This is a genomic window from Nonomuraea sp. NPDC004702 (genome assembly GCF_053601695.1).
Genome location: NZ_JBSGCE010000044.1, coordinates 50307 through 75865 on the forward strand (window position 1 = coordinate 50307; position 25559 = coordinate 75865).

Below are 25559 nucleotides of genomic sequence, written 5' to 3' on the forward strand. Positions count from 1 at the left end.
ACGACACCTGAGCCCTAAACGCGAAACGCGTGCCAGGTGTCCTGACACAACCATGTAAGAGTCTACCCCACGGCCCGCACTCCTTCGACCGTACACCGAAGGGCCCGCCGGGCGGACCGGCGAGCCCTTCGCGGAGTGCTCCTAGAAGATGCGGTGCCGGTCACCGCAGTACGTGGACGAGCCGCCCCAGCACGTCCAGGTGTAGATCTTCTTGATCCCCCGGCCGGACCAGGTCTCGTCGTGGCTCCCGTCCCACTTCCGGGAGAACTGGTGCCAGCTGCCGTTCGCGTAGTACCGGAACCACACGTAGCCGAACTTCGGCGTGGCCTCCTTGCCGTACCAGTGGGTGTAGACCTTGCCGTGCGACCGGTACGTGCTGCCGTGCGTGTACGCCTTGTGGTTGGCCGCGTAGAACGTGCCCCACCCCCCGGACGAGGCCGCCTGGGCGGCGGGGGCGACGGCGAGACCGGTGACGGCGATCGAGCCGGCGAGGGCGGCGGCTGCGAGGACCTTGCGCATCTGATTCCTCCGTGAGTCGTGTTCCCGACACGGCACACGCTAGGAACCAGCGCCGCCCCGCACTGCGGAGGAATACACACAGTGCATTACGGCACACACGGCTCCGGGCTAACTGCGCTTCGGCCCGTTCCCGAAGATCGTGCTCATCAGCAGGATCACGCCCCAGGGCCCCATGACCCACAGCGGCCACGGATAGATCATGTGATCGGACGAGACGCTCACGATCAGCCAGATCACCCAGTTGATGGCGCTGGCCGTGGCCCAGGCGCCCCAGGCCGCCCGCATGCCCGGATGCAGGTTACCGCGCGTCGCGGGCGCCGCCTCGGGCTTCGCCGGCCGGTGGCGCAGGTCGACGTCGGGCAGGTCGGCGGTCAGCTTGGCCAGGTCACCGTAGGTCTTGCTCTTGTAGAGCTCTTCGAGCCGCTCGTTGAACTCCTCCATCGTGATGCGGCCCTGCGCGGTGTGCTCCCGGAGGATGGCGGCCACCCGATCGCGGTCGACGTCCGAGGCACGCATCTCGGGGCTGTTCGCCATTCCACCACTCCCGGGGGTCAGGGCTGAAGGTGACTCAGGCGCTCTTCGCCACCGTCCAGGGCGGTAAGCACCCAAGGTCCATTATGTGTCACCGCGACGCTGTGTTCGAAGTGCGCCGAGGCCTTCCCGTCGATCGTCACAACCGTCCAGTCGTCGGCCAGCACGCGGGTGCGCTCGGTGCCCAGATTCACCATGGGCTCGATGGCCAGGCACATGCCCTCCTCCAGCAGCGGGCCGCGGCCCGGCTTGCCGTGGTTGGCGATCCACGGGTCCATGTGCATCTCGGTGCCGATGCCGTGGCCGCCGTACTCCGGGGGGATGCCGAAGCGGCCCTGAGTCTTGACGTAGCGCTCGATCTCGTAGCCGATGTCGGACAGGTGGCGGCCGACCTTCAGCGCGGCGATGCCGCGCCACATGGCCTCCTCGGTGACCCGCATCAGCTCGGTCAGCTTCGGGTCGACCTCGCCGACCGGCACCGTGACGGCGGAGTCGCCGTGCCAGCCCTCCAGGATCGCGCCGCAGTCGATGGAGATGACGTCGCCCTCGCGCAGCTTGCGGGCGTCCGTGGGGATGCCGTGCACCACCTCGTCGTTGACGGACGCGCAGATCGTCGCGGGGAAGCCCTGGTATCCCTTGAACGACGGGATCGCGCCTTCGTCCCTGATCGCCTTCTCGGCGATGGAGTCGAGGTCGAGCGGCGTCATGCCGGGCTCGACGGAGCGCTTCAGCAGATCGAGCGTGCGCCCGACCACCAGGCCGGCGGCCCGCATCTTCTCCAGCTGCTCGGGCGACTTGATCTGGATTCCGTGTCGGTTTCTCTTGAACATTGTTCGGCACCCCCCGGGGTTTCTGACGGGCCTCGTGGGAGCCCTAATTCCCCCACAATAGCCGCACACAAAAAAGCAAGGTGGCACGGAGATCCGTGCCACCTTCGCAGGAGATCGTGTCCGGCGTCATCCCAGGTACGGGCGGATCGCCTCCATGGCCCGCTGCGTCACCTCTTCGACCGGCCCGGTCGCGTCGACGCCCACGAGGATGCCCTCGTCGACGTAGTACGAGACCAGCGGCGCGGTCTGCTCCTGGTAGACCTCCAGGCGGTGCCTGACGGTCTCTTCCTTGTCGTCGTCCCGCTGGAACAGCGCGCCGCCGCAGGCGTCGCACTTGTCGTCCTTCTTGTCGTCGAACTCCACGTGCCAGATACGGCCGCACTGACTGCACGTGCGCCGCCCCGCCAGCCGCCGGACGACCTCGTCGTCGTCCACGACCAGCTCCAGCACCAGGTCGAGCTCCAGACCCCAGTCCTTGAGCATGTCGCGCAGGATCTCCGCCTGCGCGACGTTCCTCGGGAAGCCGTCGAGCAGGAACCCGTCCTGCGCGTCGTCCTCGGACAGTCGGTCGCGGACCATGGCGATGGTGACCTCGTCGGGCACGAGATCGCCACGGTCCATGTAGGTTTTGGCCAGCTTGCCGAGGTCCGTGCCGCCCGAGACGTTGGCACGGAAGATGTCACCTGTCGAGATCTTCGGGATGGACAGGTTCGATGCGATGTACTGGGCCTGTGTCCCCTTACCCGCTCCGGGGGGCCCGACGAGAACGAGACGCACTACCGCAGGAAACCTTCGTAGTTACGCTGCTGGAGCTGGCTCTCGATCTGCTTCACCGTGTCCAGGCCGACACCAACCATGATCAGAATGCTCGTCCCTCCGAACGGGAAGTTCTGGCTAGCCCCGGCCACCGCCAGCGCGACGATCGGGATCATGGAGATCAGACCCAGATAGAGCGCGCCGGGCGCGGTCAGACGGGTGAGCACGAAGTTCAGGTATTCAGCCGTCGGACGGCCGGGACGGATGCCCGGAATGAACCCACCGTACTTCTTCATGTTGTCGGCGACTTCAGCGGGGTTGAACGTAATCGACACGTAGAAGTACGTGAAGAAGACGATCAGCACGAAGAACGTGATCATGTAGACCGGGTGGTCGCCCCTGACCAGGTACTGGGAGATCCACTGCACGACCGCGTTGTTCGAGGTCGGGAAGAGCGAGGTCAGCAGCTGCGGCAGGTAGAGCAGCGACGAGGCGAAGATGACCGGGATGATGCCGGCCTGGTTGACCTTGAGCGGGATGTACGTCGAGGTGCCGCCGTACATCCTGCGGCCCACCATGCGCTTGGCGTACTGGACCGGGATGCGGCGCTGCGCCTGCTCGACGAAGACCACGGCCGCGATCATGAAGACACCGACGACCATGACGACCGCGAAGGTGAACTTGTTCGCCTGGAAGATGTTGGTCAGCTCGGACGGGAAGACCGCGACGACCTGGGTGAAGATCAGGATGGACATGCCGTTGCCGACGCCGCGGTCGGTGATGAGCTCACCGAGCCACATGATCACCGACGTGCCGGCCGTCATGATGATGACCATCGTGACGATGCCGAAGATGTTGTCGGGGTCGAGCAGGACGTCCTGCTGGCAGTTGGGGAACAGCTGACCGGACCGCGCGAGCGCGATGAAGGCGGTCGACTGGAGGATGCCGAGGCCGATGGTCAGATAACGCGTATACTGCGTGATCTTGGCCTGACCCGCCTGGCCTTCCTTCTTGAGAGCCTCAAGACGTGGAATCACCACGACGAGCAGCTGAAGAATGATGCTCGCGGTGATATACGGCATAATGCCCAGCGCGAACACCGACAGCTTCAGGAGCGCACCACCACTGAACAGCTGCACCATCCCATAGATGTTGCCGGTGGCTCCGTTACGGGCCTGATCGAAACAGGCCGCGAGGTTCTGGACGTGAACTCCCGGAGTCGGAAGAACCGAGCCGAGACGGAACAGCGCGATGATGCCCAGGGTGAAGAGCAACTTCTTGCGCAGGTCCGGTGTCCGGAACGCCCGGGTAAACGCGGTCAGCACGGTCCCTCCTGCGCGCCTTTATGGCGATGTGAGTATGCGGTGGTGCGGGGATCTGCCATGTCAAGTCTCAAGTCAAACGAGCCGGACAGAATCCTGCCGTCTCGCCGAACTCTAACGCACTAAGGGCGTGGGGGCCCATTGTCGGAACCCCCACGCCTCGTCATAGCGGAGCTACAGCTCGGTAACGGAACCACCGGCGGCGGCGATCTTCTCCTTCGCGGCGGACGAGAAGGCGTGAGCCGTAACGTTCACAGCGACGGAGATCTCGCCGGTGCCGAGCACCTTCACGAGCTGGTTCTTGCGAACGGCGCCCTTGGCCACCAGGGCCTCGACGGTGACGTCGCCACCCTCGGGGAACAGCTCGCCGAGCCTGTCCAGGTTGACGACCTGGTAGGTCGTCTTGAACAGGGCGTTGGAGAAGCCCTTGAGCTTCGGCAGACGCCTCTGCAGCGGCACCTGGCCACCCTCGAAGCCGAGGGGAACCGTGGTACGGGCGTGGCTGCCCTTGGTGCCGCGACCGGCCGTCTTGCCCTTGGACGCCTCGCCGCGACCCTTGCGGATCTTCGACTTGTTGGCACCCGGAGCAGGACGCAGGTCGTGAATCTTGAGCGGAGCCTTGTCAGTCATGACTAGTCGACCTCTTCCACCTCGACGAGGTGCGTCACCACGGACACCATCCCGCGAATCTCGGGACGGTCCTCCTTGACGACGACATCGCCGATTCGCTTCAGGCCAAGCGAACGCAGCGAGTCACGCTGGTTCTGCTTGCCACCGATCTTCGAGCGAACCTGAGTGATCTTCAGGCGTGCCATGACTAGCTCACCGCCTTCGCGGCCGCGGCCTCGGCGATGCCCTCGCGCTGAGCCTTGAGCATGCGGGCCGGAGCCACGTCCTCGATCGGCAGGCCACGGCGGGCGGCGATCTCCTCGGGGCGGGAAAGGCCCTTCAGAGCCGCCACGGTGGCGTGCACGATGTTGATCGGGTTGTCCGAGCCGAGCGACTTGGACAGCACGTCATGGATGCCGGCGCACTCCAGGACCGCGCGCACCGGGCCACCGGCGATGACGCCGGTACCGGCCGACGCCGGACGCAGGAAGACGACACCGGCCGCCTCCTCGCCCTGCACGGTGTGCGGGATGGTGCCCTGGATGCGGGGCACCTTGAAGAAGTGCTTCTTGGCCTCTTCGACGCCCTTGGCGATGGCCGCGGGGACTTCCTTGGCCTTGCCGTAACCGACGCCGACCAGGCCGTTGCCGTCACCGACGACGACGAGGGCGGTGAAGCTGAAGCGACGACCACCCTTCACGACCTTGGCCACTCGGTTGATCTTCACTACGCGCTCGATGTACGAGACGCCCTTGTCGGCGGCGCCACCGCGGCGATCGTCACGACGGTCCCGCCGCTCGCCACCGGTGCCGCCACCGCGACGCGGAGCTGCAGCCATCAGTGGTTCCTCTTCTCAGTTGCCATCATTTGCGATCCCCGGGCCCTCATCAGAACTCGAGCCCGCCCTCGCGAGCGCTGTCAGCCAGCGCCGCGATCCGACCTGCATACCGGTTGCCACCGCGGTCGAAGACGACCTTGGTGATCCCGGCTTCCTTGGCCCGCTGAGCGAGGAGCTCGCCGACCTTCTTGGCCTTCTCCGTCTTGTCGGCCTCAAGGGTGCGCAGCGAGGCGTCCATGGTGGAGGCGCTCACCAGCGTGTGACCGACGGAGTCGTCCACGATCTGGACGAACATGTGACGGGTCGAACGGTTGACGACCAGGCGCGGACGCTCGGCCGTACCGACGACGAACTTGCGGACGCGGCGGTGACGGCGAGCCCGCGAGACGGTGCGGGCAGCCGTGTGCTTGCTGAACGCAGTCTTCGGAGCCATGCCTACTTACCAGCCTTTCCGACCTTGCGGCGGATCTGTTCGCCCTGGTAACGCACGCCCTTGCCCTTGTACGGGTCAGGCTTGCGCAACTTGCGGATGTTGGCCGCGACCTCGCCGACCTTCTGCTTGTCGATGCCGTCCACGTGGAACAGGGTCGGCTTCTCGACGCGGAAGGAGACACCCTCGGGGGCGTCGACGATGACCGGGTGGCTGAAGCCCAGCGAGAACTCCAGCTGCGTCGGGCCCTTGGCCTGGACGCGGTAACCGACGCCGACGATCTCCAGGGACTTCGTGTACCCCTGGGTGACGCCCTGCACCATGTTGGCGATCAGCGTCCGGGACAGGCCGTGCAGCGCACGGACCTTGTTCTCGTCGTTGGGCCGGGAGACGGCGATGGCGCCGTCGTCGTCACGACCGACCGTAATCGGGTCCGCGACCGTGTGAGAAAGCGTGCCCTTCGGGCCCTTGACCTGGACATCCTGGCCGGTGATCGTGATGTCTACGCCACTGGGCACAGGGATGGGCAGCCGTCCGATTCTCGACATGCTGTGTTCCTCCCCTCTACCAGACGTAGGCGAGGACTTCGCCGCCCACGCCACGCTTGCCGGCCTGCTTGTCAGTCATGAGACCGGCGGACGTCGAGATGATCGCGACGCCCAGCCCGCCCAGAACTCGAGGCAGGTTGTCCTTCTTCGCATAAACCCGCAGACCGGGCTTGGAAACCCGGCGCAGGCCCGCGAGCGAACGCTCACGGGTAGGCCCGAACTTGAGCTCCACCACGAGGTTCTTTCCGACCTTGGCGTCTTCGACGGCCCAGGACTGGATGTAACCCTCCTGCTGGAGGATCTCGGCGATGTGCGCCTTGATCTTCGAATACGGCATCGACACGCTCTCGTGGTACGCCGAGTTCGCATTGCGCAGACGCGTCAGCATGTCTGCGATGGGGTCGGTCATCGTCATGGCCAGTGGCCTTCCTCGCCGCGGTTTCCAGTCGGCCAAGCAGCGCTCTGCCGGTGGACCTTCGGCGCGGTCATGGACGCGAAGCGTCCTGTCTTCTTCTGAACATGGACTCCGGGGGACGACGCGGAGCCGCCCCCCAGAGTATCTACCAGCTCGACTTGGTGATGCCGGGCAGCTCGCCCCGGTGCGCCATCTCGCGGAAGCACACGCGGCACAGACCGAACTTGCGGTACACCGCGCGCGGACGACCGCAACGCGAGCACCGGGTGTAGGCCCGGACCTCGAACTTCTGCTTGCGCCCCGCCTTGGCGATCAGCGACTTCTTCGCCATTGGATCAGGCCTCCTTGAACGGGAAGCCGAGGAGCTTCAGCAGCGCCCGGCCCTGGTCGTCGTTCGTCGCGGTGGTCACGACCGTGATGTCCATGCCCCGCGGGCGGTCGACCTTGTCCTGGTCGACCTCGTGGAACATGACCTGCTCGGTCAGACCGAACGTGTAGTTGCCGTTGCCGTCGAACTGCTTCGGCGACAGGCCGCGGAAGTCCCGGATACGGGGCAGCGCCAGGGCCAGCAGGCGGTCGAGGAACTCCCACATGCGGTCGCCGCGCAGCGTGACGTGCGCGCCGATCGGCATGCCCTCACGCAGCTTGAACTGCGCGATGGACTTGCGCGCCCGGACGACGGCCGGCTTCTGGCCGGTGATCGCGGTGAGGTCGCGTACGGCGCCTTCGATGAGCTTGGAGTCGCGAGCCGCCTCACCGACACCCATGTTGACCTTGATCTTGGTCAGGGCCGGGATCTGCATGACGTTCTCGATGCCGAACTGCTCGCGAAGCTGGGCCGCGATCTCCTCGCGGTACTTCGTCTTGAGTCGCGGCGTCGGGCGCTCGGTCTCAGTGGTCGTGGCGGTCATCAGCTGTCCTCACCCGTCTCCTCGGCCTTGTCGGCCTTCTTGTCGGCGGGCTTCTCGTCCTTGAGCTTCTTCACGTTGGACACGTGGATGGGGCCCTCCATCGTCTGCACGCCGCCGGTCTTGGCGCCACGCGGACCCTGGAGAGACTCCTTGGTGTGCTTCTTGATCATGTTGACGCCCTCGATCACCACGCGGTCCTCGCGCGGGTACGTGGCGATGACGTGACCCTTGGCACCCTTGTCCTTGCCGGCGATGACCTGAACCAGGTCACCCTTCTTCACATGCAGCTTCGGCATTACAGCACCTCCGGGGCGAGCGAGATGATGCGCATGAACTTCTTGTCGCGCAGCTCGCGGCCGACCGGGCCGAAGATACGAGTGCCACGAGGGTCACCGCTGTCCTTGATGATGACGGCGGCGTTCTCGTCGAAGCGGATGTAGGAGCCGTCGGGCCGGCGGCGCTCCTTGACCGTGCGGACGACGACGGCCTTGACCACGTCGCCCTTCTTGACGCCCGTGCTGCCCGGCAGCGCGTCCTTGACAGTGGCGACGATGATGTCGCCGATACCGGCGTAGCGTCGGCCCGAGCCACCGAGAACACGGATGCAAAGGATCTCCTTCGCACCAGTGTTGTCGGCGACCTTGAGCCGCGACTCCTGCTGGATCACTTGAACTCCTGTTAGTCGCGCCGGTTCTCATCTCTGAGCCTGGCGGAACCTGTCGTTGTCTTGTTCCCACGGCCACAGTCCACGAAGGGGCCGCACCGCAGGCGACGCGAGGCCCGGAGGACCTCGCGTCCTTGGACGCCGTCATGGGGGCCCTGAGGCCCCCACGAGGCGCGGTATATCCGAGAAGAGCCTTACTTGGCCTTCTCGAGGATCTCCACGACCCTCCACCGCTTGGTGGCGGAGAGGGGGCGGGTCTCCATGAGCAGCACGCGGTCGCCGACGCCGCAGGCGTTGGCCTCGTCGTGTGCCTTGTACTTGGTCGTACGGCGGATGACCTTGCCGTACAGACGGTGCTTGACGCGGTCCTCGACGGCGACGACGACGGTCTTGTCCATCTTGTCGCTGACGACCAGGCCCTCACGGACCTTGCGGAAGTTCCGCGCGTCGTTCGCCTCGGTGGTTCCGGTGGTCTCGGTCTCAGCCATCGCTCGTCTCCTTCTCGACCGTGACGATGCCGAGCTCACGCTCGCGCATCACGGTGTAGATACGGGCGATCTCGCGGCGGACGGCGCGCAGCCGCCCGTGGCTCTCCAACTGACCGGTCGCTGCCTGGAAGCGGAGGTTGAACAGCTCCTCCTTGGCTTCCTTGAGCTTCTGGACCAGGGTGTCCTGGTCCTCCACTCGCAGCTCGCCGGCGGTCAGGCCCTTAGCCATCACGCCTCACCCACTTCACGCTTAACGATCTTGCACTTCATCGGCAGCTTGTGGATCGCCCTGGTGAGCGCCTCACGAGCGACCGACTCCGCCACGCCGGACAGCTCGAACATCACGCGTCCGGGCTTGACGTTGGCGATCCACCACTCCGGCGAACCCTTACCGGAACCCATGCGGGTCTCGGCCGGCTTCTTGGTGAGCGGACGGTCGGGGTAGATGTTGATCCACACCTTGCCGCCACGGCGGATGTGACGGGTCATGGCGATACGAGCGGACTCGATCTGGCGGTTGGTCACGTAGGAGTGCTCAACAGCCTGAATGCCGAACTCGCCGAACACGACCCTGGTGCCGCCCTTGGCGGCTCCGCTGCGGTCAGGCCGGTGCTGCTTGCGGTGCTTGACCCTGCGCGGGATCAGCATGGTCAGCTCCCTTCAGCACCCGGCTGCGCAGCCGGGCCGGTCTCAGGGGCAGCCTGCGAAGCTGCCTCGGTACGGGGGGCGCGGTCGCCACGGCCGCCGCCACGACGCGGACGGTCACCGCCGCCACGACGCGGACGGTCGCCGCCGCCACCACGACGGTCGTCACGCTCGCGACGCTGGCCGGCACGAGCGCCGGCGGCAGCCGCCTCACGCTCGGCGCGGCTGGTCGGAGCCTCGCCCTTGTAGATCCAGACCTTCACGCCGATGCGGCCGAAGGTGGTACGGGCCTCGTAGAAGCCGTAGTCGATGTCCGCGCGGAGGGTGTGCAGCGGCACGCGACCCTCACGGTAGAACTCCGACCGCGACATCTCGGCGCCGCCCAGACGACCGGCGCACTGGACACGGATGCCCTTGGCGCCGGACTTCATGGCCGACTGCATCGCCTTGCGCATGGCGCGGCGGAACGAGACACGGCTGGACAGCTGCTCGGCGACACCCTGAGCGACGAGCTGGGCGTCGATCTCCGGGTTCTTGACCTCGAGGATGTTGAGCTGGACCTGCTTCTTGGTCAGCTTCTCGAGGTCACCGCGGATGCGGTCCGCCTCGGCGCCGCGGCGGCCGATCACGATGCCCGGACGCGCGGTGTGGATGTCCACCTGCACACGGTCCGTGGTGCGCTCGATCTCGACCTTGGAGATGCCGGCCCGCTCCATGCCCTTCTGCAGCATGCGGCGGATCGCCACGTCCTCGGCGACGTACGACTTGTACAGCTTGTCGGCGTACCACCGGCTCTTGAAGTCGGTCGTGATGCCGAGGCGGAACCCGTGCGGGTTAACCTTCTGGCCCACTATCGGGTCCTTCCCTTCGGCTCGCGGGATTCCACGATCACGGTGATGTGGCTCGTCCGCTTGTTGATCCGATAGGCGCGACCCTGTGCACGCGGGCGGAACCGCTTCAGCGTCGGGCCCTCGTCGACCCAGGCGCGGCTCACGACGAGCGTGCTGGGGTCGAGGTTGAAGTTGTGCTCGGCGTTCGCCATGGCGCTGCTGAGCACCTTGTAGATCGGCTCGCTCGCCGACTGGGGAGCGAACTGCAGCACGGCCTGCGCCTCCGAAGCGGGCAGCCCGCGAATAAGGTCCACCACGCGGCGGGCCTTGAGGGGCGTGACACGGACGAACCGCGCCTGAGCCCTGGCTTCCATCGCTTACTCCTCTAAATGCTTCTGAAGGCGTCTATCGCCGGCTGCGCCGGTCTTCCTTGACGTGGCTGCGGAACGTCCGCGTGGGGGCGAACTCTCCGAGCTTGTGGCCGATCATCGACTCGGTGACGAACACCGGGACGTGCTTGCGGCCGTCGTGCACGGCGATCGTGTGCCCGAGCATGTCGGGAACGATCATGGAGCGCCGCGACCACGTCTTGATGACGTTCTTGGTGCCCTTCTCGTTCTGGGCGTCCACCTTCTTCTGAAGGTGGTCGTCCACGAAGGGACCCTTCTTAAGGCTACGTGGCATTTCGGCTGCTCCTACCGCTTCTTCCTCTTGCTCCGACGACGGATGATCAGCCGGTCGCTGGACTTGTTGGCCTGGCGGGTGCGGCCCTCGGGCTTGCCCTTGGGGTTCACCGGGTGGCGACCGCCGGACGTCTTGCCCTCACCACCACCGTGCGGGTGGTCAACGGGGTTCATGGCGACACCACGGACGGTCGGGCGCTTGCCCTTCCACCGCATACGGCCGGCCTTGCCCCAGTTGATGTTGGCCTGCTCGGCGTTGCCGACCTGGCCGACCGACGCCCGGCAGCGCACGTCGACCATGCGCATTTCACCGGACGGCATACGCAGGGTGGCGTACTGGCCTTCCTTGGCGAGCAGCTGGATCTGGGCGCCCGCGGAACGACCGAGCTTCGCGCCGCCGCCCGGACGGAGCTCCACCGCGTGGATGAAGGTACCGGTCGGGATGTTGCGCAGCGGCAGGCAGTTGCCCGGCTTGATGTCGGCAGCGGGGCCGTTCTCGATTCGGTCGCCCTGCTTGAGGCCGGTCGGCGCGATGATGTAGCGCTTCTCACCGTCGGCGTAGTGGAGCAGAGCGATGTTGGCGGTGCGGTTGGGGTCGTACTCGATGTGAGCGACCTTCGCCGGGATGCCGTCCTTGTCATGCCTACGGAAGTCGATGATCCGGTAGGCGCGCTTGTGTCCGCCGCCCTGGTGGCGCGCGGTCACCCGGCCGTGTACGTTCCGGCCGCCCTTGCTGTGAAGGGGCGCAAGCAGCGACTTCTCGGGAGTGCTGCGGGTGATCTCGGAGAAGTCCGAGACACTCGACCCGCGGCGACCCGGAGTCGTCGGCTTGTACTTACGGATGCCCATCTTTTTCGTTCATCCTTCGTCGGTTACATGGGCGAGCCCGCCGCACCGAAATGCGACGGTCTCGTCCCTCGCAGACCTTTCGGTCCGCTTCCTATCTATGGCGCTGCTAGCCGATCTGACCGAAGATGTCGATCCGATCGCCCTCGACCAGGCTCACGATCGCGCGCTTGGTGTCGGGACGCTTGCCGAAACCGGTGCGGGTGCGCTTGCGCTTGCCCGTCCGGTTGATGGTGTTCACGCTGGTGACCTTGACCCCGAAGATCTGCTCAACGGCGATCTTGACCTGGGTCTTGTTCGCGGTCTTCTTCACCAGGAACGTGTACTTGTTGTTCTCATCGATCAGGCCGTAGCTCTTCTCAGAGACGACCGGCTTGATGATGATGTCGCGCGGGTCGGCGATCTTCTCCATCAGGCGTCTTCCTTCCCGCCCTGGCTCAGCCGCGCGACGACCTGGTCGTACGCCTCCTGGGTGAAGACCACGTCGTCGTGCACGAGCACGTCGTAGGTGTTGAGCTGCCCGGCGTCCAGCAGGTGGACCTCGGGAGCGTTACGCAGGCTCATCCAGGTCAGCTCGTCGGCCTCGTCGACGACGACGAGCACGCGGGGAGCCTGAGTGATCTTGCGAAGGGCGTCCAGGGCGGCCTTGGTCTTGGGGGTCTCCCCCGTCACCAGCGTGCTGACCACGTGGACGCGACCGCCACCGGCCCTGTCGGACAGGGCGCCGCGGAGCGCGGCGGCCTTCATCTTCTTGGGCGTGCGCTGCGAGTAGTCACGCGGCACGGGCCCGTGGACGGTGCCACCGCCGGTGAACTGCGGCGCGCGGGTCGAGCCCTGACGGGCGCGGCCGGTGCCCTTCTGGCGGTACGGCTTCTTGCCGCCACCGCTGACCTCGCCACGGGTCTTGGCCTTGTGGGTGCCCTGCCGGCGAGCGGCGAGCTGGGCCACGACCACCTGATGGATCAGCGGAACGTTGACCGTCGTGCCGAAGACGTCTTCGGGCAGTTCGACGGTGCCGGCCTTGGCGCCGCTGGCGTCGAGGACGTCAATAGTGGTGCTCACTTGGCAGCCCCCTTCTTGGCAGCGGTGCGGACGAGGACCAGGCTGCCGTTCGCGCCGGGGATCGCACCCTTGATCAGGATGAGACCGTTCTCGGCGTCGACGGAGTGAACCTTGAGGCTCTGCACAGTGGTGCGGACGTTACCCATCCGACCGGCCATGCGCAGGCCCTTGAATACGCGGCCCGGGGTGGCGCAGCCACCGATGGAACCCGGCGAGCGGTGCTTGCGCTGCGTACCGTGCGACGCGCCCAGACCACCGAAGCCGTGCCGCTTCATGACACCGGCGAAGCCCTTGCCCTTGCTCTTGCCCGTCACGTCGACGAACTGGCCGGCCTCGAAGGTGTCGGCCAGCAGCTCCTGGCCCAGGGTGTAGTCGCTCGCGTCGTCGGTGCGGATCTCCGCGAAGTAACGGCGCGGGGTGATGTCGTGCTTACGCAGGTAGTCGCCGAGCGGCTTGTTGACCTTCCGGGGGTCGACCTGCCCGAAGCCGAGCTGGACGGCGGAGTAGCCGTCCTTGTCTGCGGTGCGGACCCGGGTCACCACGCACGGACCGGCCTCGACCACGGTCACCGGAACCATCCGGTTGTCCGCGTCGAAGACCTGGGTCATGCCGAGCTTCTTGCCCAGGACGCCCTTGATCGTCTTAGCCATGTCAGTGCGTTCCCTCAGAGCTTGATCGAAATGTCGACACCCGCGGGGAGGTCGAGCCGCATGAGCGAGTCAACCGTCTTGGGGGTCGGGTCGATGATGTCAATCAGCCGCTTGTGCGTGCGCATCTCGAAGTGCTCGCGGCTGTCCTTGTACTTGTGCGGCGAGCGGATGACGCAGTACACGTTCTTCTCGGTCGGCAGCGGCACCGGGCCCGCGACCTTCGCGCCAGTCCGCGTCACCGTCTCGACGATCTTCTTGGCCGAGCTGTCGATGACCTCGTGGTCATAGGCCTTAAGCCGGATGCGGATCTTCTGTCCCGCCATAGTGGCCTCGGTGTCCTTCGCTGTCGTCTGAAAAAGTATCGTGCGGCCTTGTGCCGCTGTGTTGCTGCAGGTCTGACCCTGCGTGACCCCACGAGACAGACACTGTTGATCTGTCTTTTCTTCCGTGATCCGGCAGTTACTTCGGTCACTATGGCCGAAGCGACTGCTGGATCACGGCGCTTTACGCGAGGCCCTTGACGCGGTACGGCGGTCGGCCCTGAATGTGGGGCCGACCGCCGCCCCGACGGTCGAGCTACTTGATGATCTTCACGACCCGGCCGGCGCCGACGGTGCGGCCACCCTCACGGATCGCGAACTTGAGGCCTTCCTCCATGGCGATGGGCTGGATCAGCTCAACGCGCATTTCGGTGTTGTCGCCCGGCATGACCATCTCGGTGCCCTCGGGGAGGTTCACCACACCGGTCACGTCAGTCGTACGGAAGTAGAACTGCGGGCGGTAGTTGTTGAAGAACGGCGTGTGGCGGCCGCCCTCGTCCTTGGACAGGATGTAGACCTGGCCGGTGAACTCGGTGTGCGGGGTCGTCGTGCCCGGCTTGATGATGCACTGGCCGCGCTCGACGTCGTCGCGCTTGATGCCGCGGAGCAGCAGGGCGGCGTTGTCGCCGGCGTGACCCTCGTCGAGCATCTTGTTGAACATCTCGATGCTGGTGACGGTGGTCGTCGTCTTCTCCGGCTTGATGCCGATGATGTCGACCTGCTCGTTGACCTTGACGATGCCGCGCTCGATACGACCGGTGACGACGGTGCCGCGACCGGTGATCGAGAAGACGTCCTCGACGGGCATGAGGAACGGCTTCTCCGTGTCACGGGGAGGCTCGGGGACGTTCTCGTCCACCGCGTTCATCAGCTCGATGATGCTGTCGGCCCACTTCTCGTCACCCTCGAGAGCCTTGAGGGCGGAGACGCGGACGACGGGCAGGTCGTCGCCGGGGAACTCCTGCGCGGACAGGAGCTCACGGACCTCCAGCTCGACGAGCTCGAGGATCTCCTCGTCGTCGACCATGTCGGCCTTGTTCAGCGCCACGACGATGTAGGGGACGCCGACCTGGCGGGCCAGGAGGACGTGCTCCTTCGTCTGCGGCATCGGGCCGTCGGTGGCGGCGACCACGAGGATCGCGCCGTCCATCTGAGCGGCACCGGTGATCATGTTCTTCACGTAGTCGGCGTGACCGGGGCAGTCAACGTGAGCGTAGTGACGCTTCTCGGTCTGGTACTCGACGTGCGCGATGGAGATCGTAATACCGCGAGCCTTCTCCTCGGGCGCCTTGTCGATCTTGTCGAACGGGGTCGCCTTGTTGAGCTCGGGGAAACGGTCGTGAAGCACCTTGGTGATCGCCGCGGTCAGCGTGGTCTTGCCGTGGTCGATGTGTCCAATGGTGCCGATGTTCATGTGCGGCTTAGTCCGCTCGAACTTGGCCTTGCCCACTGGTTCTCTCCTTGAGAATCTGACTGACTTGTCTACACACTCGGGCCCGGGAAATCCCAGACCCCTAGGCGGCGGGGTGGCTCGCACCACCCCGCCAGGGACCGGGAAGTTATTCGCCCCGGGCCTTCGCGACGATCTCCTTGGCGATGCCCGGAGGCACCTCCGCGTAGGAGTCGAACTGCATGCTGTAGCTCGCGCGCCCCTGCGTCTTGCTACGCAGATCACCCACGTAGCCGAACATCTCAGACAGCGGCACGAGCGCCTGGACGACACGGGCGCCGGCCCGCTCGTCCATCGCCTGGATCTGCCCGCGGCGACCGTTGAGGTCACCGATGACGTCACCCATGTAATCCTCGGGCGTGGTGACCTCGACGGCCATCATCGGCTCGAGAAGAACGGCGTCCGCCTTGCGCGCGGCCTCCTTGAAGGCCATCGAGCCGGCGATCTTGAACGCCATTTCCGAGGAGTCGACGTCGTGGGCGGCACCGTCGGTCAGCGTAACCTTCACGCCCACCATCGGGTAACCGGCCAGCACGCCGAACTCGGCGGCCTCCTGGGCGCCGGCGTCGACCGAGGGGATGTACTCCCTCGGGACGCGGCCACCGGAGACCTTGTTCTGGAACTCGTAACCGTCGTTGCCCTCGCCCAGCGGCTCCAGGTCGATGATCACCCGCGCGAACTGACCGGAACCACCGGTCTGCTTCTTGTGGGTGTAGTCGACCTTCTCCACCTTGCGGCGGATGGTCTCGCGGTAGGCCACCTGCGGGCGGCCCACGTTGGCCTCGACCTTGAACTCGCGACGCATACGGTCGACGAGGATCTCCAGGTGAAGCTCGCCCATGCCCCAGATGACCGTCTGACCGGTCTCCTCGTCACGACGGACCTGGAAGGACGGGTCCTCCTCGGCCAGCCGCTGGATGGCGGTGGACAGCTTCTCCTGGTCGCCCTTGGTCTTGGGCTCGATGGCGACGTTGATGACCGGGGCCGGGAACGTCATCGACTCGAGCACGACCGGGTTGGCCGGGTCGGCAAGGGTGTCGCCGGTCGTGGTGTCCTTCAGACCCATGACGGCGACGATCTGACCGGCGATCGCCTGCGGGCGCTCTTCGCGCTTGTTGGCGTGCATCTGGTAGATCTTGCCGATCCGCTCCTTCTTGCCCTTCACCGAGTTCACGACCTGTGAACCGGTGTCGAGGGTGCCGGAGTAGATGCGGATGTAGGTGAGCTTGCCCAGGTGCGGGTCGCTGGCGATCTTGAAGGCCAGCGCGGAGAACGGCTCGGCCGGGTCCGCGTGGCGCTCGATCACCTTCTCCTCGTTGCCGACCGCGTAACCCTTGAACGCCGGGATGTCGGTCGGGGCGGGGAGGTAGGCGACGATCGCGTCGAGCAGGGGCTGAACGCCCTTGTTCTTGAACGCGGTGCCGCACAGCACCGGGTTGATGGCGCTGCTCAGCGTGGCGCGGCGGATGGCCGCGACCAGCTGCTCCTCGGTGGGCTCGGTGCCCTCCAGGAAGAGCTCCATCAGCTCGTCGTCGTTCTCGGCGACCGTCTCGATGAGGCGGTCACGCCACTCGCGGGCGGCGTCGGCGTGGTCGGCCGGGATGTCGACGGTGTCGTACATCTCGCCCTTGGCCGCGTCGGCGCTCCAGATGAGCCCCTTCATCTTGATGAGGTCGATGACGCCCTTGAAGTCGGCCTCGACACCCCACGGAAGCTGGATCACAGCGGGGGTCGCGCCCAGGCGGCTGACCATCATCTCGACGCAGCGGTGGAACTCCGCGCCGACACGGTCCATCTTGTTCACGAAGCAGATGCGCGGGACCTCGTACCGGTCAGCCTGCCGCCACACCGTCTCCGACTGCGGCTCGACACCGGCGACACCGTCGAACACGGCGACGGCACCGTCGAGGACGCGGAGCGAGCGCTCCACTTCGATGGTGAAGTCGACGTGACCCGGAGTGTCGATGATGTTGATGGTGTGACCGATCCACTCACAGGTCGTCGCGGCAGACGTGATCGTGATGCCGCGCTCCTGCTCCTGCTCCATCCAGTCCATGGTGGCAGCGCCCTCATGGACTTCACCGATCTTGTAGTTGATGCCGGTGTAGAACAGGATGCGCTCGGTCGTGGTGGTCTTGCCCGCGTCGATGTGGGCCATGATCCCGATATTGCGGACCTTGGCCAGGTCAAGAGCGGTCGTAGCGGCCACTTTAACTCGCGTCCTCGTCGTCTCGTCGAACCCGCCGGGTTACCAGCGGTAGTGGGCGAAGGCCTTGTTGGACTCGGCCATCTTGTGGGTGTCCTCGCGCTTCTTGACACTCGCCCCGAGGCCGTTGCTGGCGTCGAGGAGCTCGTTCATGAGGCGCTCGGTCATGGTCTTCTCGCGGCGGGCGCGGGAGTACTGCACCAGCCAGCGCAGGGCCAGGGTGGTGCTGCGCGCGGCGCGCACCTCGACCGGCACCTGGTAGGTCGCGCCACCGACACGACGGCTGCGGACCTCGAGGGTGGGCTTGACGTTGTCAAGCGCGCGCTTGAGGGTGACGACCGGGTCGTTGCCCGTCTTCTCCCTGCAGCCTTCGAGGGCGCCGTAGACGATCGACTGCGCGATGGAGCGCTTGCCGTCAAGGAGCACCTTGTTGATCAGGGCGGTCACCAGCGGCGAGCTGTAAACCGGGTCAGACATGAGCTGACGACGGCCAGGAGAACCCTTACGAGGCATTGTTAGCTCTTCTCCTTCTTCGCGCCGTAGCGGCTGCGGGCCTGCTTGCGGTTGCGGACACCCTGGGTGTCGAGCGAACCGCGGATGATCTTGTAGCGAACACCAGGCAGGTCCTTCACACGACCGCCACGCACGAGCACGATGGAGTGCTCCTGCAGGTTGTGGCCCACACCGGGGATGTAAGCCGTGACCTCGATGCCGTTCGTGAGCCGAACGCGGGCCACCTTGCGCAGTGCCGAGTTGGGCTTCTTCGGGGTCGTGGTGTAAACGCGCTGGCACACACCGCGCCGCTGCGGACTCCCCTTGAGGGCAGGAGTCTTGGTCTTGGAGACCTTGTCCTGCCGGCCCTTGCGGACCAACTGCTGAATAGTGGGCACTGCCACTCCGTTTCGTGCCTTGGCCGGTGTTACGTCATTGGGTCTTGCATTTCGCAGGTTCTGCCGGTGTCATGACCTGCTGGTTTTCCTCGTCTCGGTGCCCCCGCGGTCGGGCGTGTCGCGCTATTCACACAGACACAGCCACGGAGACTTGCGAGCCTGAGAGTCCAGCCGACGCTCTCCCTATGGATATGAGCGCACAGCCGAAAGCCCGCTAGAGACGGGCACGATGCTCAAGACTACCCAGGCCCAGCCGACACGTCAAAACGGCACGGCAACGCCTGTCGGCCTCGCCGCTCCGTGCCACCGGGGCCTGTCTCATCCAGCCCATCCGAAGCGCCGCGGCAATGATACCGGGCCTGGGGACCGACGTGTGCCGATTCGCCGGGGAGCCCCGCAACCGGCCCACAGACCGCCAGGCCGACGGACGTCTCCCCCGGGCCCGCCCCACCCTCACAGGGCGTCTGGGAGCGTCTACGGCAGCGCGTACGGCCGGAACAGCGCCGCGCCCGGGCCTCTTCGGAGAGAGACCCGGGCGCGGCGCCTGCGAACTGCTAGCGGTTGTACTGACCGAAGTCGTACTCCTCCAGCGGGACGGCCTCGCCGCTGCCCGTGCCGAAGGTGTAGTCGGCCGCGGAACCGTCGTACCCGCCGACGGTGTACATGGCGGCCTTGGCCTCCTCGGTCGGCTCGACCCGGATGTTGCGGTACTGGGGCATGCCCGTACCGGCCGGGATGAGCTTACCGATGATGACGTTCTCCTTCAGGCCCAGGAGCGAGTCGGACTTGGCGTGGATCGCCGCGTCCGTCAGGACCCTGGTCGTCTCCTGGAAGGAGGCCGCCGACAGCCACGACTCGGTGGCCAGCGACGCCTTCGTGATGCCCATGAGCACCGGACGGCCCGCGGCCGGCGAGCCGCTCTCGGCCACCGTCTCACGGTTCATCTGCTCGAAGCGCGGACGCTCCACCAGCTCACCGGGCAGCAGGTCGGTGTCACCGGACTCCAGCACGTTCACGCGCTTGAGCATCTGCCGCACGATGATCTCGATGTGCTTGTCGTGGATCGACACACCCTGCGACCGGTAGACCTGCTGGACCTCGGCCACCAGGTGCAGCTGCACGGCCCGCGGGCCGAGGATGCGCAGCACCTCGTTGGGGTTGACCGCACCGGCGATCAGCTGCTGGCCGACCGTCACGCGCTGGCCGTCCTGGACGAGCAGGCGCGAACGCATCGAGACCGGGTAGGCGATCTCCTCCGACCCGTCGTCGGGGGTGATGACGATCTTCCTGGTCTTGTCGGTCTCGTCGATCCGGGCCCGGCCCTCGGCCTCGGAGATCGGGGCGACACCCTTGGGGATGCGCGCCTCGAACAGCTCCGTGACACGGGGCAGACCGTGGGTGATGTCGGCGCCGGCCACACCACCGGTGTGGAACGTACGCATCGTCAGCTGCGTGCCGGGCTCACCGATCGACTGGGCGGCGATGATGCCGACCGCCTCGCCGACGTCCACGAGCTTGCCGGTGGCCAGCGAGCGGCCGTAGCAGGTCGCGCAGACACCGATCTTGGCCTCGCAGACGAGCGCGCTGCGGGTGCGGACGGTCTCGACGCCTGCCTCGACCAGCTTCGTCACGTGGATGTCGTTGATGTCGACACCCGCCGGGACGATGACCTTGCCGTCGACCTCGACGTCCTCGGCCATGATGCGGCCGTGCACGTTGGACTCGGCGTTCTCCGCCTTGACCAGGTTGCCCGACGCGTCACGCTCGCCGACGTGCAGCGGGACCGCGCGGTCGGTGCCGCAGTCGATCTCACGCACGATGACGTCCTGGGCGACGTCCACCAGACGACGGGTCAGGTAACCCGAGTCGGCGGTCCGCAGGGCGGTGTCGGCCAGACCCTTTCGCTGACCGTGGGTGGAGATGAAGTACTCCAGCACCGACAGGCCCTCGCGGAAGGAGGCCTTGATCGGCCGCGGGATCGTCTCACCCTTGGTGTTGGACACCAGGCCACGGATGCCGGCGATCTGCCGGACCTGCATCTTGTTACCACGGGCGCCCGAGTTGACCATCATCCAGACCGGGTTGGTCGCCGGGAAGGCGTTGACCATGTCGGTCTCGACGTCGGCCGTGGCGTGGGTCCAGATCTCGATGAGCTCCTGACGGCGCTCCTCGTCGGTGATCAGACCACGCTCGTACTCGCGCTGGACCTTGTCGGCCCGGCGCTCGTAGTTCTCCATGATGTCGGTCTTGTTCGGCGGCGCGACGACGTCCTCGATCGAGATCGTGACGCCGGAGCGGGTCGCCCAGCGGAAGCCCGCGTCCTTGAGCGCGTCGAGCGAGTTGGCGACCTCGACCTTGGGGTAGGTGTCGGCCAGCTCGTTCACGATCGTGGACAGCTGCTTCTTGCCCACCTGGAAGTTGACGAACGGGTAGCTCTCGGGGAGCGTCTGGTTGAACAGGCACCGCCCGAACGTCGTCTCCAGCCGGATCGGGTCACCCTGCTCCCAGCCCTCCGGAGCGACCCAGTCGCGCGGCGGCAGGACGTCCTTGACCCGGATCTGGATCTTCGCCTGGATCTCCAGCTCGCGGCGGTCGAAGGCCATCTGCGCCTCGGCGATCGAGCCGAACACGCGGCCCTCGCCGGTCGCGCCTTCCTTCTGGGTGGTCAGCCAGTAGAGGCCGATGACCATGTCCTGGGTGGGCATCGTCACGGGCTTGCCGTCGGCCGGCTTGAGGATGTTGTTGGTCGAGAGCATCAGGATGCGTGCCTCGGCCTGGGCCTCAGCCGACAGCGGCAGGTGCACGGCCATCTGGTCGCCGTCGAAGTCCGCGTTGAAGGCGGTGCAGACGAGCGGGTGGATCTGGATGGCCTTGCCCTCGACCAGCTGCGGCTCGAACGCCTGGATGCCCAGACGGTGGAGCGTCGGAGCGCGGTTGAGCAGCACCGGGTGCTCGGTGATGACCTCTTCGAGCACGTCCCACACGACGGGGCGGGCGCGCTCGACCATCCGCTTGGCCGACTTGATGTTCTGCGCGTGGTTGAGGTCCACGAGCCGCTTCATCACGAACGGCTTGAACAGCTCCAGCGCCATCTGCTTGGGCAGACCGCACTGGTGCAGCTTGAGCTGCGGGCCGACGACGATGACCGAACGGCCGGAGTAGTCGACTCGCTTGCCCAGCAGGTTCTGGCGGAAACGACCCTGCTTGCCCTTCAGCATGTCGCTGAGGGACTTCAGCGGCCGGTTGCCGGGGCCGGTCACCGGGCGACCGCGACGGCCGTTGTCGAACAGCGCGTCGACGGCCTCCTGGAGCATCCGCTTCTCGTTGTTCACGATGATCTCGGGGGCGCCGAGGTCGAGCAGACGCTTGAGGCGGTTGTTCCGGTTGATGACCCGGCGGTACAGGTCGTTGAGGTCGGAGGTCGCGAACCGGCCACCGTCGAGCTGCACCATCGGGCGCAGGTCCGGCGGGATGACCGGGATGCAGTCGAGCACCATGCCGCGCGGCGAGTTGGTCGTGTTCAGGAACGCCGACACGACCTTGAGCCGCTTGAGGGCGCGGGCCTTCTTCTGGCCCTTGCCGCTGCGGATGGTCTCGCGCAGGTTCTCGGCCTCGGCGTCGAGGTCGAAGCTGATCAGGCGGTCCTGGATTGCCTGCGCGCCCATGCCGCCCTTGAAGTAGCGGCCGAAGCGGTCGCGCATCTCGCGGTAGAGCAGCTCGTCGCCCTCAAGGTCCTGGACCTTGAGGTTCTTGAAGCGGCTCCAGACCTCGTCGAGCCGGTCCAGCTCGCGCTGGGCACGGTCGCGGAGCTGGCGCATCTCGCGCTCGGCGCCCTCGCGGACCTTGCGCCGCTGGTCGCCCTTGGCGCCGGCGGCCTCCAGCTCGGCCAGGTCGGACTCGAGCTTCTTCTGCCTGGACTCGACGTCGGCGTCACGGCGCTGCTCGATGTGCTGCCGCTCGACGGAGATCTTCGCCTCCAGCGAGGGCAGGTCACGCTCACGCATGTCGGTGTCGACGTGCGTGATCATGTAGGCCGCGAAGTAGATGACCTTCTCCAGGTCCTTCGGGGCCAGGTCGAGCAGGTAGCCGAGGCGCGACGGCACGCCCTTGAAGTACCAGATGTGCGTGACGGGCGCGGCCAGCTCGATGTGGCCCATCCGCTCACGACGCACCTTGGCCCGGGTCACCTCGACGCCGCAGCGCTCACAGATGATGCCCTTGAACCGGACGCGCTTGTACTTGCCGCAGTAGCACTCCCAGTCGCGGGTCGGACCGAAGATCTTCTCGCAGAAGAGTCCGTCCTTTTCCGGCTTGAGAGTCCGGTAGTTGATGGTCTCGGGCTTCTTGACCTCGCCGTGCGACCACTGACGGATGTCGTCGGCGGTCGCAAGACCGATCCTGAGCTCGTCGAAGAAGTTGACGTCTAGCATTGTGTGCGATCTCCCCCTCAGACTTCTTCCACGCTGCTCGGCTCACGCCGGGACAGATCGATACCGAGTTCCTCCGCCGCGCGGAAGACGTCCTCGTCGGTGTCGCGCATCTCGATGGACATGCCGTCGCTGGACAGCACCTCGACGTTGAGGCACAGCGACTGCATTTCCTTGATGAGGACCTTGAAGGACTCCGGAATGCCCGGCTCGGGGATGTTCTCGCCCTTGACGATCGCCTCGTAGACCTTCACCCGGCCCAGCACGTCGTCGGACTTGATGGTCAGCAGCTCCTGCAGGGCGTAGGCGGCGCCGTAGGCCTCCAGCGCCCACACCTCCATCTCACCGAAGCGCTGGCCGCCGAACTGGGCCTTACCGCCCAGCGGCTGCTGCGTGATCATGGAGTACGGGCCGGTCGACCGGGCGTGGATCTTGTCGTCGACCAGGTGCAGCAGCTTGAGGATGTAGATGTAGCCGACCGAGATCGGGTACGGGAACGGCTCGCCGGAACGGCCGTCGAACAGCCGCGCCTTGCCGCTCTGCTGCACCATGCGGTCGCCGTCACGGTTGGCGATGGTGTTGCCGAGCAGGCCGACGATCTCCTCCTCGTGCGCGCCGTCGAAGACCGGGGTGGCCATGTTGGTACGCGGGGCGACCTTCTCGAAGCCCTTGTCCTTCAGCCGCTCGGCCCACGCCTCGGCGATGCCCGAGATGTCCCAGCCACGCGCCGCGATCCACCCCAGGTGGGTCTCCAGCACCTGACCGACGTTCATCCGGCCGGGCACGCCCAGCGGGTTGAGGATGATGTCGACCGGGGTGCCGTCCTCCAGGAACGGCATGTCCTCGACCGGCAGGATCTTGGAGATGACGCCCTTGTTGCCGTGGCGGCCGGCCAGCTTGTCGCCGTCGGTGATCTTACGCTTCTGGGCCACGTAGACGCGGACCAGCTCGTTGACGCCCGGCGGGAGCTCGTCGCCCTCGTCGCGGCTGAACACGCGCACGCCGATGACCTTGCCCTGCTCGCCGTGCGGCACCTTCAGCGAGGTGTCACGGACCTCACGGGCCTTCTCACCGAAGATGGCGCGCAGCAGCCGCTCCTCCGGGGTCAGCTCGGTCTCGCCCTTCGGGGTGACCTTGCCGACCAGGATGTCGCCGGGCACGACCTCGGCGCCGATCCGGATGATGCCGCGCTCGTCGAGGTCGGCCAGGACCTCTTCCGACACGTTGGGGATGTCCCGGGTGATCTCCTCCGGGCCCAGCTTGGTGTCGCGGGCGTCGACCTCGTGCTCCTCGATGTGGATCGAGGAGAGGACGTCGTCCTGGACCAGGCGCTGGGACAGGATGATGGCGTCTTCGTAGTTGTGGCCCTCCCACGGCATGAACGCCACGAGCAGGTTCTTGCCGAGCGCCATCTCACCGTTGTCGGTGCAGGGGCCGTCGGCGATGACCTGGTTGACCTCGACCCGGTCGCCCTCGGCGACGATGGGCTTCTGGTTGAAGGAGGTGCCCTGGTTGGAGCGCTTGAACTTGGCGACCCGGTACGTCGTACGCGTGCCGTCGTCGTTCATGACGGTGACGTAGTCGGCCGAGACCTCCTCGACCACGCCGGCCTTCTCGGCGCTGATGACGTCGCCGGCGTCGGTCGCGGCACGGTACTCCATGCCGGTGCCGACCAGCGGCGCCTCGCTCTTGAGCAGCGGCACCGACTGGCGCTGCATGTTGGAGCCCATGAGCGCGCGGTTGGCGTCGTCGTGCTCCAGGAAGGGGATCATCGCGGTGGCGACCGACACCATCTGGCGCGGCGACACGTCGATGTAGTCGACTTCCTCGGCACGGGCGAGCTCGGTCTCGCCGCCCTTGGTACGGACCAGGACGCGGGACTCGGCGAACGACCCGTCGGGGTTGAGCGTCGTGTTGGCCTGCGCCTTGACGTAGCGGTCTTCCTCGTCGGCCGTCAGGTAGTCGATCTGGTCGGTCACCCGGCCGTCGACGACCTTGCGGTAAGGCGTCTCGACGAAGCCGAAGGCGTTGATGCGGCCGTAGGAGGCCAGCGAGCCGATCAGACCGATGTTCGGGCCTTCAGGGGTCTCGATCGGGCACATCCGGCCGTAGTGGGACGGGTGCACGTCACGGACCTCGAAGCCGGCCCGCTCACGGGACAGACCACCGGGGCCGAGCGCGGACAGACGCCGCTTGTGCGTCAGGCCGGCCAGCGGGTTGGTCTGGTCCATGAACTGCGACAGCTGCGAGGTGCCGAAGAACTCCTTGATGGAGGCCACGACGGGACGGATGTTGATCAGGGTCTGCGGCGTGATCGCCTCGACGTCCTGGGTGGTCATCCGCTCGCGGACGACGCGCTCCATGCGGGCCAGGCCCAGGCGGACCTGGTTCTGGATGAGCTCGCCGACGCTGCGCAGGCGGCGGTTGCCGAAGTGGTCGATGTCGTCGACCTCGACGATCACCTCACCGTTGGCGCCCGGCATCGACTCCTCGCCCGCGTGCAGGCGGACGATGTACTCGATGGTGGCGACGATGTCCTCTTCGGTCAGCGTGCCCTGCGTGATCTCGGAGTCGACCCCGAGCTTCTTGTTGATCTTGTAGCGGCCCACCTTGGCCAGGTCGTACCGCTTGGGGTTGAAGTACAGGTTCTCCAGCAGGGTCTGCGCCGACTCCTTGGTCGGCGGCTCAC

Annotated in this window: 32 protein-coding genes; all 32 read right to left on the bottom strand. The window is 66.3% G+C overall.

Annotation, left to right across the window (positions count from 1 at the left end):
* Positions 1–141 precede the first annotated feature (141 nt).
* Entirely contained in the window at positions 142–519 is a 378-nt protein-coding gene (locus ACWEJ6_RS38445) for a hypothetical protein (protein ID WP_452430244.1), read from the bottom strand.
* A gap of 108 nt (positions 520–627) precedes the next feature.
* Positions 628–1053 (bottom strand): DUF1707 SHOCT-like domain-containing protein, encoded by a 426-nt coding sequence (locus tag ACWEJ6_RS38450; protein ID WP_452430246.1) that lies wholly within the window; start codon positions 1051–1053, stop codon positions 628–630.
* Between the two features lie 17 nt (positions 1054–1070).
* Positions 1071–1880, bottom strand: a complete 810-nt coding sequence (gene map / locus ACWEJ6_RS38455; RefSeq protein WP_452430248.1) for a type I methionyl aminopeptidase — start codon at positions 1878–1880, stop codon at positions 1071–1073.
* A 126-nt stretch (positions 1881–2006) separates the two neighbouring features.
* Positions 2007–2657 carry an adenylate kinase gene (locus tag ACWEJ6_RS38460; protein WP_352327494.1) on the bottom strand — a complete coding sequence of 217 codons (651 nt, stop codon included), beginning with the start codon at positions 2655–2657 and terminating at the stop codon, positions 2007–2009.
* Positions 2657–3961, bottom strand: a complete 1305-nt coding sequence (secY, locus tag ACWEJ6_RS38465; protein WP_387669260.1) for a preprotein translocase subunit SecY — start codon at positions 3959–3961, stop codon at positions 2657–2659. Before secY ends, ACWEJ6_RS38460 begins: the two co-directional genes overlap by 1 nt.
* Before the next feature lie 171 nt (positions 3962–4132).
* A complete protein-coding gene (gene rplO / locus ACWEJ6_RS38470; protein ID WP_352327492.1) occupies positions 4133–4588 on the bottom strand; it encodes a 50S ribosomal protein L15 in 456 nt (151 codons plus the stop codon).
* A 2-nt stretch (positions 4589–4590) separates the two neighbouring features.
* The gene (gene rpmD, locus ACWEJ6_RS38475; protein ID WP_080043226.1) at positions 4591–4773 is read right to left on the bottom strand and encodes a 50S ribosomal protein L30; all 183 of its coding nucleotides are present in this window, start codon (positions 4771–4773) and stop codon (positions 4591–4593) included.
* Positions 4774–4775: 2 nt separating this feature from the next.
* Positions 4776–5405: a 30S ribosomal protein S5 gene (gene rpsE / locus ACWEJ6_RS38480; protein ID WP_049572667.1), complete on the bottom strand. Its 630-nt coding sequence runs from the start codon at positions 5403–5405 to the stop codon at positions 4776–4778.
* 49 nt (positions 5406–5454) lie between these two features.
* Positions 5455–5838, bottom strand: coding sequence for a 50S ribosomal protein L18 (gene rplR, locus ACWEJ6_RS38485; protein WP_125644663.1), 384 nt, complete (start codon positions 5836–5838; stop codon positions 5455–5457).
* A gap of 2 nt (positions 5839–5840) precedes the next feature.
* Entirely contained in the window at positions 5841–6383 is a 543-nt protein-coding gene (gene rplF / locus ACWEJ6_RS38490; RefSeq protein WP_352327491.1) for a 50S ribosomal protein L6, read from the bottom strand.
* Positions 6384–6399: 16 nt separating this feature from the next.
* Complete coding sequence (rpsH, locus tag ACWEJ6_RS38495; protein WP_125644666.1) at positions 6400–6798, bottom strand: 30S ribosomal protein S8; 399 nt, start codon at positions 6796–6798, stop codon at positions 6400–6402.
* Between the two features lie 145 nt (positions 6799–6943).
* Entirely contained in the window at positions 6944–7129 is a 186-nt protein-coding gene (locus ACWEJ6_RS38500; protein WP_020542298.1) for a type Z 30S ribosomal protein S14, read from the bottom strand.
* A 4-nt stretch (positions 7130–7133) separates the two neighbouring features.
* Positions 7134–7709 (bottom strand): 50S ribosomal protein L5, encoded by a 576-nt coding sequence (gene rplE, locus ACWEJ6_RS38505; RefSeq protein ID WP_352327490.1) that lies wholly within the window; start codon positions 7707–7709, stop codon positions 7134–7136.
* Complete coding sequence (rplX, locus tag ACWEJ6_RS38510) at positions 7709–8005, bottom strand: 50S ribosomal protein L24 (protein WP_449912437.1); 297 nt, start codon at positions 8003–8005, stop codon at positions 7709–7711. The genes rplE and rplX overlap by 1 nt, the downstream gene beginning before the upstream one ends.
* The gene (rplN, locus tag ACWEJ6_RS38515; protein WP_090769698.1) at positions 8005–8376 is read right to left on the bottom strand and encodes a 50S ribosomal protein L14; all 372 of its coding nucleotides are present in this window, start codon (positions 8374–8376) and stop codon (positions 8005–8007) included. Before rplN ends, rplX begins: the two co-directional genes overlap by 1 nt.
* Positions 8377–8567: 191 nt before the next feature.
* Positions 8568–8861, bottom strand: coding sequence for a 30S ribosomal protein S17 (gene rpsQ, locus ACWEJ6_RS38520; RefSeq protein WP_357982781.1), 294 nt, complete (start codon positions 8859–8861; stop codon positions 8568–8570).
* Positions 8854–9090 (bottom strand): 50S ribosomal protein L29, encoded by a 237-nt coding sequence (gene rpmC, locus ACWEJ6_RS38525; RefSeq protein ID WP_080047279.1) that lies wholly within the window; start codon positions 9088–9090, stop codon positions 8854–8856. The genes rpsQ and rpmC overlap by 8 nt, the downstream gene beginning before the upstream one ends.
* On the bottom strand, positions 9090–9509 hold the full coding sequence (gene rplP, locus ACWEJ6_RS38530; protein WP_125644673.1) for a 50S ribosomal protein L16: 420 nt from the start codon (positions 9507–9509) through the stop codon (positions 9090–9092). Before rplP ends, rpmC begins: the two co-directional genes overlap by 1 nt.
* A 2-nt stretch (positions 9510–9511) precedes the next feature.
* A complete protein-coding gene (gene rpsC / locus ACWEJ6_RS38535) occupies positions 9512–10357 on the bottom strand; it encodes a 30S ribosomal protein S3 (RefSeq protein WP_352362898.1) in 846 nt (281 codons plus the stop codon).
* Complete coding sequence (gene rplV / locus ACWEJ6_RS38540; protein WP_080043235.1) at positions 10357–10710, bottom strand: 50S ribosomal protein L22; 354 nt, start codon at positions 10708–10710, stop codon at positions 10357–10359. Before rplV ends, rpsC begins: the two co-directional genes overlap by 1 nt.
* Before the next feature lie 31 nt (positions 10711–10741).
* Entirely contained in the window at positions 10742–11020 is a 279-nt protein-coding gene (gene rpsS, locus ACWEJ6_RS38545) for a 30S ribosomal protein S19 (protein ID WP_030451498.1), read from the bottom strand.
* 11 nt (positions 11021–11031) lie between these two features.
* Positions 11032–11868, bottom strand: coding sequence for a 50S ribosomal protein L2 (gene rplB, locus ACWEJ6_RS38550; protein ID WP_125644676.1), 837 nt, complete (start codon positions 11866–11868; stop codon positions 11032–11034).
* A 106-nt stretch (positions 11869–11974) separates the two neighbouring features.
* Positions 11975–12277, bottom strand: coding sequence for a 50S ribosomal protein L23 (gene rplW / locus ACWEJ6_RS38555; RefSeq protein ID WP_352327250.1), 303 nt, complete (start codon positions 12275–12277; stop codon positions 11975–11977).
* Positions 12277–12927 (bottom strand): 50S ribosomal protein L4, encoded by a 651-nt coding sequence (gene rplD / locus ACWEJ6_RS38560; RefSeq protein WP_352362901.1) that lies wholly within the window; start codon positions 12925–12927, stop codon positions 12277–12279. The genes rplW and rplD overlap by 1 nt, the downstream gene beginning before the upstream one ends.
* Positions 12924–13577 carry a 50S ribosomal protein L3 gene (gene rplC / locus ACWEJ6_RS38565; RefSeq protein ID WP_358282128.1) on the bottom strand — a complete coding sequence of 218 codons (654 nt, stop codon included), beginning with the start codon at positions 13575–13577 and terminating at the stop codon, positions 12924–12926. Before rplC ends, rplD begins: the two co-directional genes overlap by 4 nt.
* A 14-nt stretch (positions 13578–13591) precedes the next feature.
* The gene (gene rpsJ / locus ACWEJ6_RS38570; RefSeq protein ID WP_012887830.1) at positions 13592–13900 is read right to left on the bottom strand and encodes a 30S ribosomal protein S10; all 309 of its coding nucleotides are present in this window, start codon (positions 13898–13900) and stop codon (positions 13592–13594) included.
* Between the two features lie 253 nt (positions 13901–14153).
* Positions 14154–15347 carry an elongation factor Tu gene (tuf, locus tag ACWEJ6_RS38575; RefSeq protein WP_352327252.1) on the bottom strand — a complete coding sequence of 398 codons (1194 nt, stop codon included), beginning with the start codon at positions 15345–15347 and terminating at the stop codon, positions 14154–14156.
* Between the two features lie 109 nt (positions 15348–15456).
* Complete coding sequence (fusA, locus tag ACWEJ6_RS38580) at positions 15457–17505, bottom strand: elongation factor G (RefSeq protein ID WP_387669283.1); 2049 nt, start codon at positions 17503–17505, stop codon at positions 15457–15459.
* A 90-nt stretch (positions 17506–17595) separates the two neighbouring features.
* Positions 17596–18066, bottom strand: a complete 471-nt coding sequence (gene rpsG, locus ACWEJ6_RS38585) for a 30S ribosomal protein S7 (RefSeq protein WP_043623423.1) — start codon at positions 18064–18066, stop codon at positions 17596–17598.
* Positions 18067–18068: 2 nt separating this feature from the next.
* Positions 18069–18443, bottom strand: a complete 375-nt coding sequence (gene rpsL / locus ACWEJ6_RS38590; protein ID WP_020542315.1) for a 30S ribosomal protein S12 — start codon at positions 18441–18443, stop codon at positions 18069–18071.
* 554 nt (positions 18444–18997) lie between these two features.
* Positions 18998–22873, bottom strand: coding sequence for a DNA-directed RNA polymerase subunit beta' (locus ACWEJ6_RS38595; RefSeq protein WP_357982792.1), 3876 nt, complete (start codon positions 22871–22873; stop codon positions 18998–19000).
* A 17-nt stretch (positions 22874–22890) separates the two neighbouring features.
* The coding region (gene rpoB / locus ACWEJ6_RS38600; RefSeq protein ID WP_452430260.1) for a DNA-directed RNA polymerase subunit beta at positions 22891–25559 on the bottom strand (2669 nt) is incomplete at its 5' end.

Bases quoted from the DNA above. Each gene is read 5' to 3' on its own strand.
- rplC (WP_358282128.1), bottom strand. From the start codon at position 13,577: ATGGCTAAGACGATCAAGGGCGTCCTGGGCAAGAAGCTCGGCATGACC.
- ACWEJ6_RS38450 (WP_452430246.1), bottom strand. From the start codon at position 1,053: ATGGCGAACAGCCCCGAGATGCGTGCCTCGGACGTCGACCGCGATCGG.
- map (WP_452430248.1), bottom strand. From the start codon at position 1,880: ATGTTCAAGAGAAACCGACACGGAATCCAGATCAAGTCGCCCGAGCAG.
- ACWEJ6_RS38595 (WP_357982792.1), bottom strand. From the start codon at position 22,873: ATGCTAGACGTCAACTTCTTCGACGAGCTCAGGATCGGTCTTGCGACC.
- rpsG (WP_043623423.1), bottom strand. From the start codon at position 18,066: ATGCCTCGTAAGGGTTCTCCTGGCCGTCGTCAGCTCATGTCTGACCCG.
- rplW (WP_352327250.1), bottom strand. From the start codon at position 12,277: ATGGAGAAGATCGCCGACCCGCGCGACATCATCATCAAGCCGGTCGTC.
- rpmD (WP_080043226.1), bottom strand. From the start codon at position 4,773: ATGGCACGCCTGAAGATCACTCAGGTTCGCTCGAAGATCGGTGGCAAG.
- rpsQ (WP_357982781.1), bottom strand. From the start codon at position 8,861: ATGGCTGAGACCGAGACCACCGGAACCACCGAGGCGAACGACGCGCGG.
- rpsS (WP_030451498.1), bottom strand. From the start codon at position 11,020: ATGCCACGTAGCCTTAAGAAGGGTCCCTTCGTGGACGACCACCTTCAG.
- rplR (WP_125644663.1), bottom strand. From the start codon at position 5,838: ATGGCTCCGAAGACTGCGTTCAGCAAGCACACGGCTGCCCGCACCGTC.
- rplV (WP_080043235.1), bottom strand. From the start codon at position 10,710: ATGGAAGCCAGGGCTCAGGCGCGGTTCGTCCGTGTCACGCCCCTCAAG.
- rplF (WP_352327491.1), bottom strand. From the start codon at position 6,383: ATGTCGAGAATCGGACGGCTGCCCATCCCTGTGCCCAGTGGCGTAGAC.
- ACWEJ6_RS38500 (WP_020542298.1), bottom strand. From the start codon at position 7,129: ATGGCGAAGAAGTCGCTGATCGCCAAGGCGGGGCGCAAGCAGAAGTTC.
- rpmC (WP_080047279.1), bottom strand. From the start codon at position 9,090: ATGGCTAAGGGCCTGACCGCCGGCGAGCTGCGAGTGGAGGACCAGGAC.
- rplP (WP_125644673.1), bottom strand. From the start codon at position 9,509: ATGCTGATCCCGCGCAGGGTCAAGCACCGCAAGCAGCACCGGCCTGAC.
- rpsE (WP_049572667.1), bottom strand. From the start codon at position 5,405: ATGGCTGCAGCTCCGCGTCGCGGTGGCGGCACCGGTGGCGAGCGGCGG.
- rplB (WP_125644676.1), bottom strand. From the start codon at position 11,868: ATGGGCATCCGTAAGTACAAGCCGACGACTCCGGGTCGCCGCGGGTCG.
- ACWEJ6_RS38445 (WP_452430244.1), bottom strand. From the start codon at position 519: ATGCGCAAGGTCCTCGCAGCCGCCGCCCTCGCCGGCTCGATCGCCGTC.
- rplX (WP_449912437.1), bottom strand. From the start codon at position 8,005: ATGCCGAAGCTGCATGTGAAGAAGGGTGACCTGGTTCAGGTCATCGCC.
- rplE (WP_352327490.1), bottom strand. From the start codon at position 7,709: ATGACCGCCACGACCACTGAGACCGAGCGCCCGACGCCGCGACTCAAG.
- rpsH (WP_125644666.1), bottom strand. From the start codon at position 6,798: ATGACGATGACCGACCCCATCGCAGACATGCTGACGCGTCTGCGCAAT.
- fusA (WP_387669283.1), bottom strand. From the start codon at position 17,505: ATGGCCCACATCGACGCGGGCAAGACCACCACGACCGAGCGCATCCTG.
- rplO (WP_352327492.1), bottom strand. From the start codon at position 4,588: ATGACTGACAAGGCTCCGCTCAAGATTCACGACCTGCGTCCTGCTCCG.
- rpsJ (WP_012887830.1), bottom strand. From the start codon at position 13,900: ATGGCGGGACAGAAGATCCGCATCCGGCTTAAGGCCTATGACCACGAG.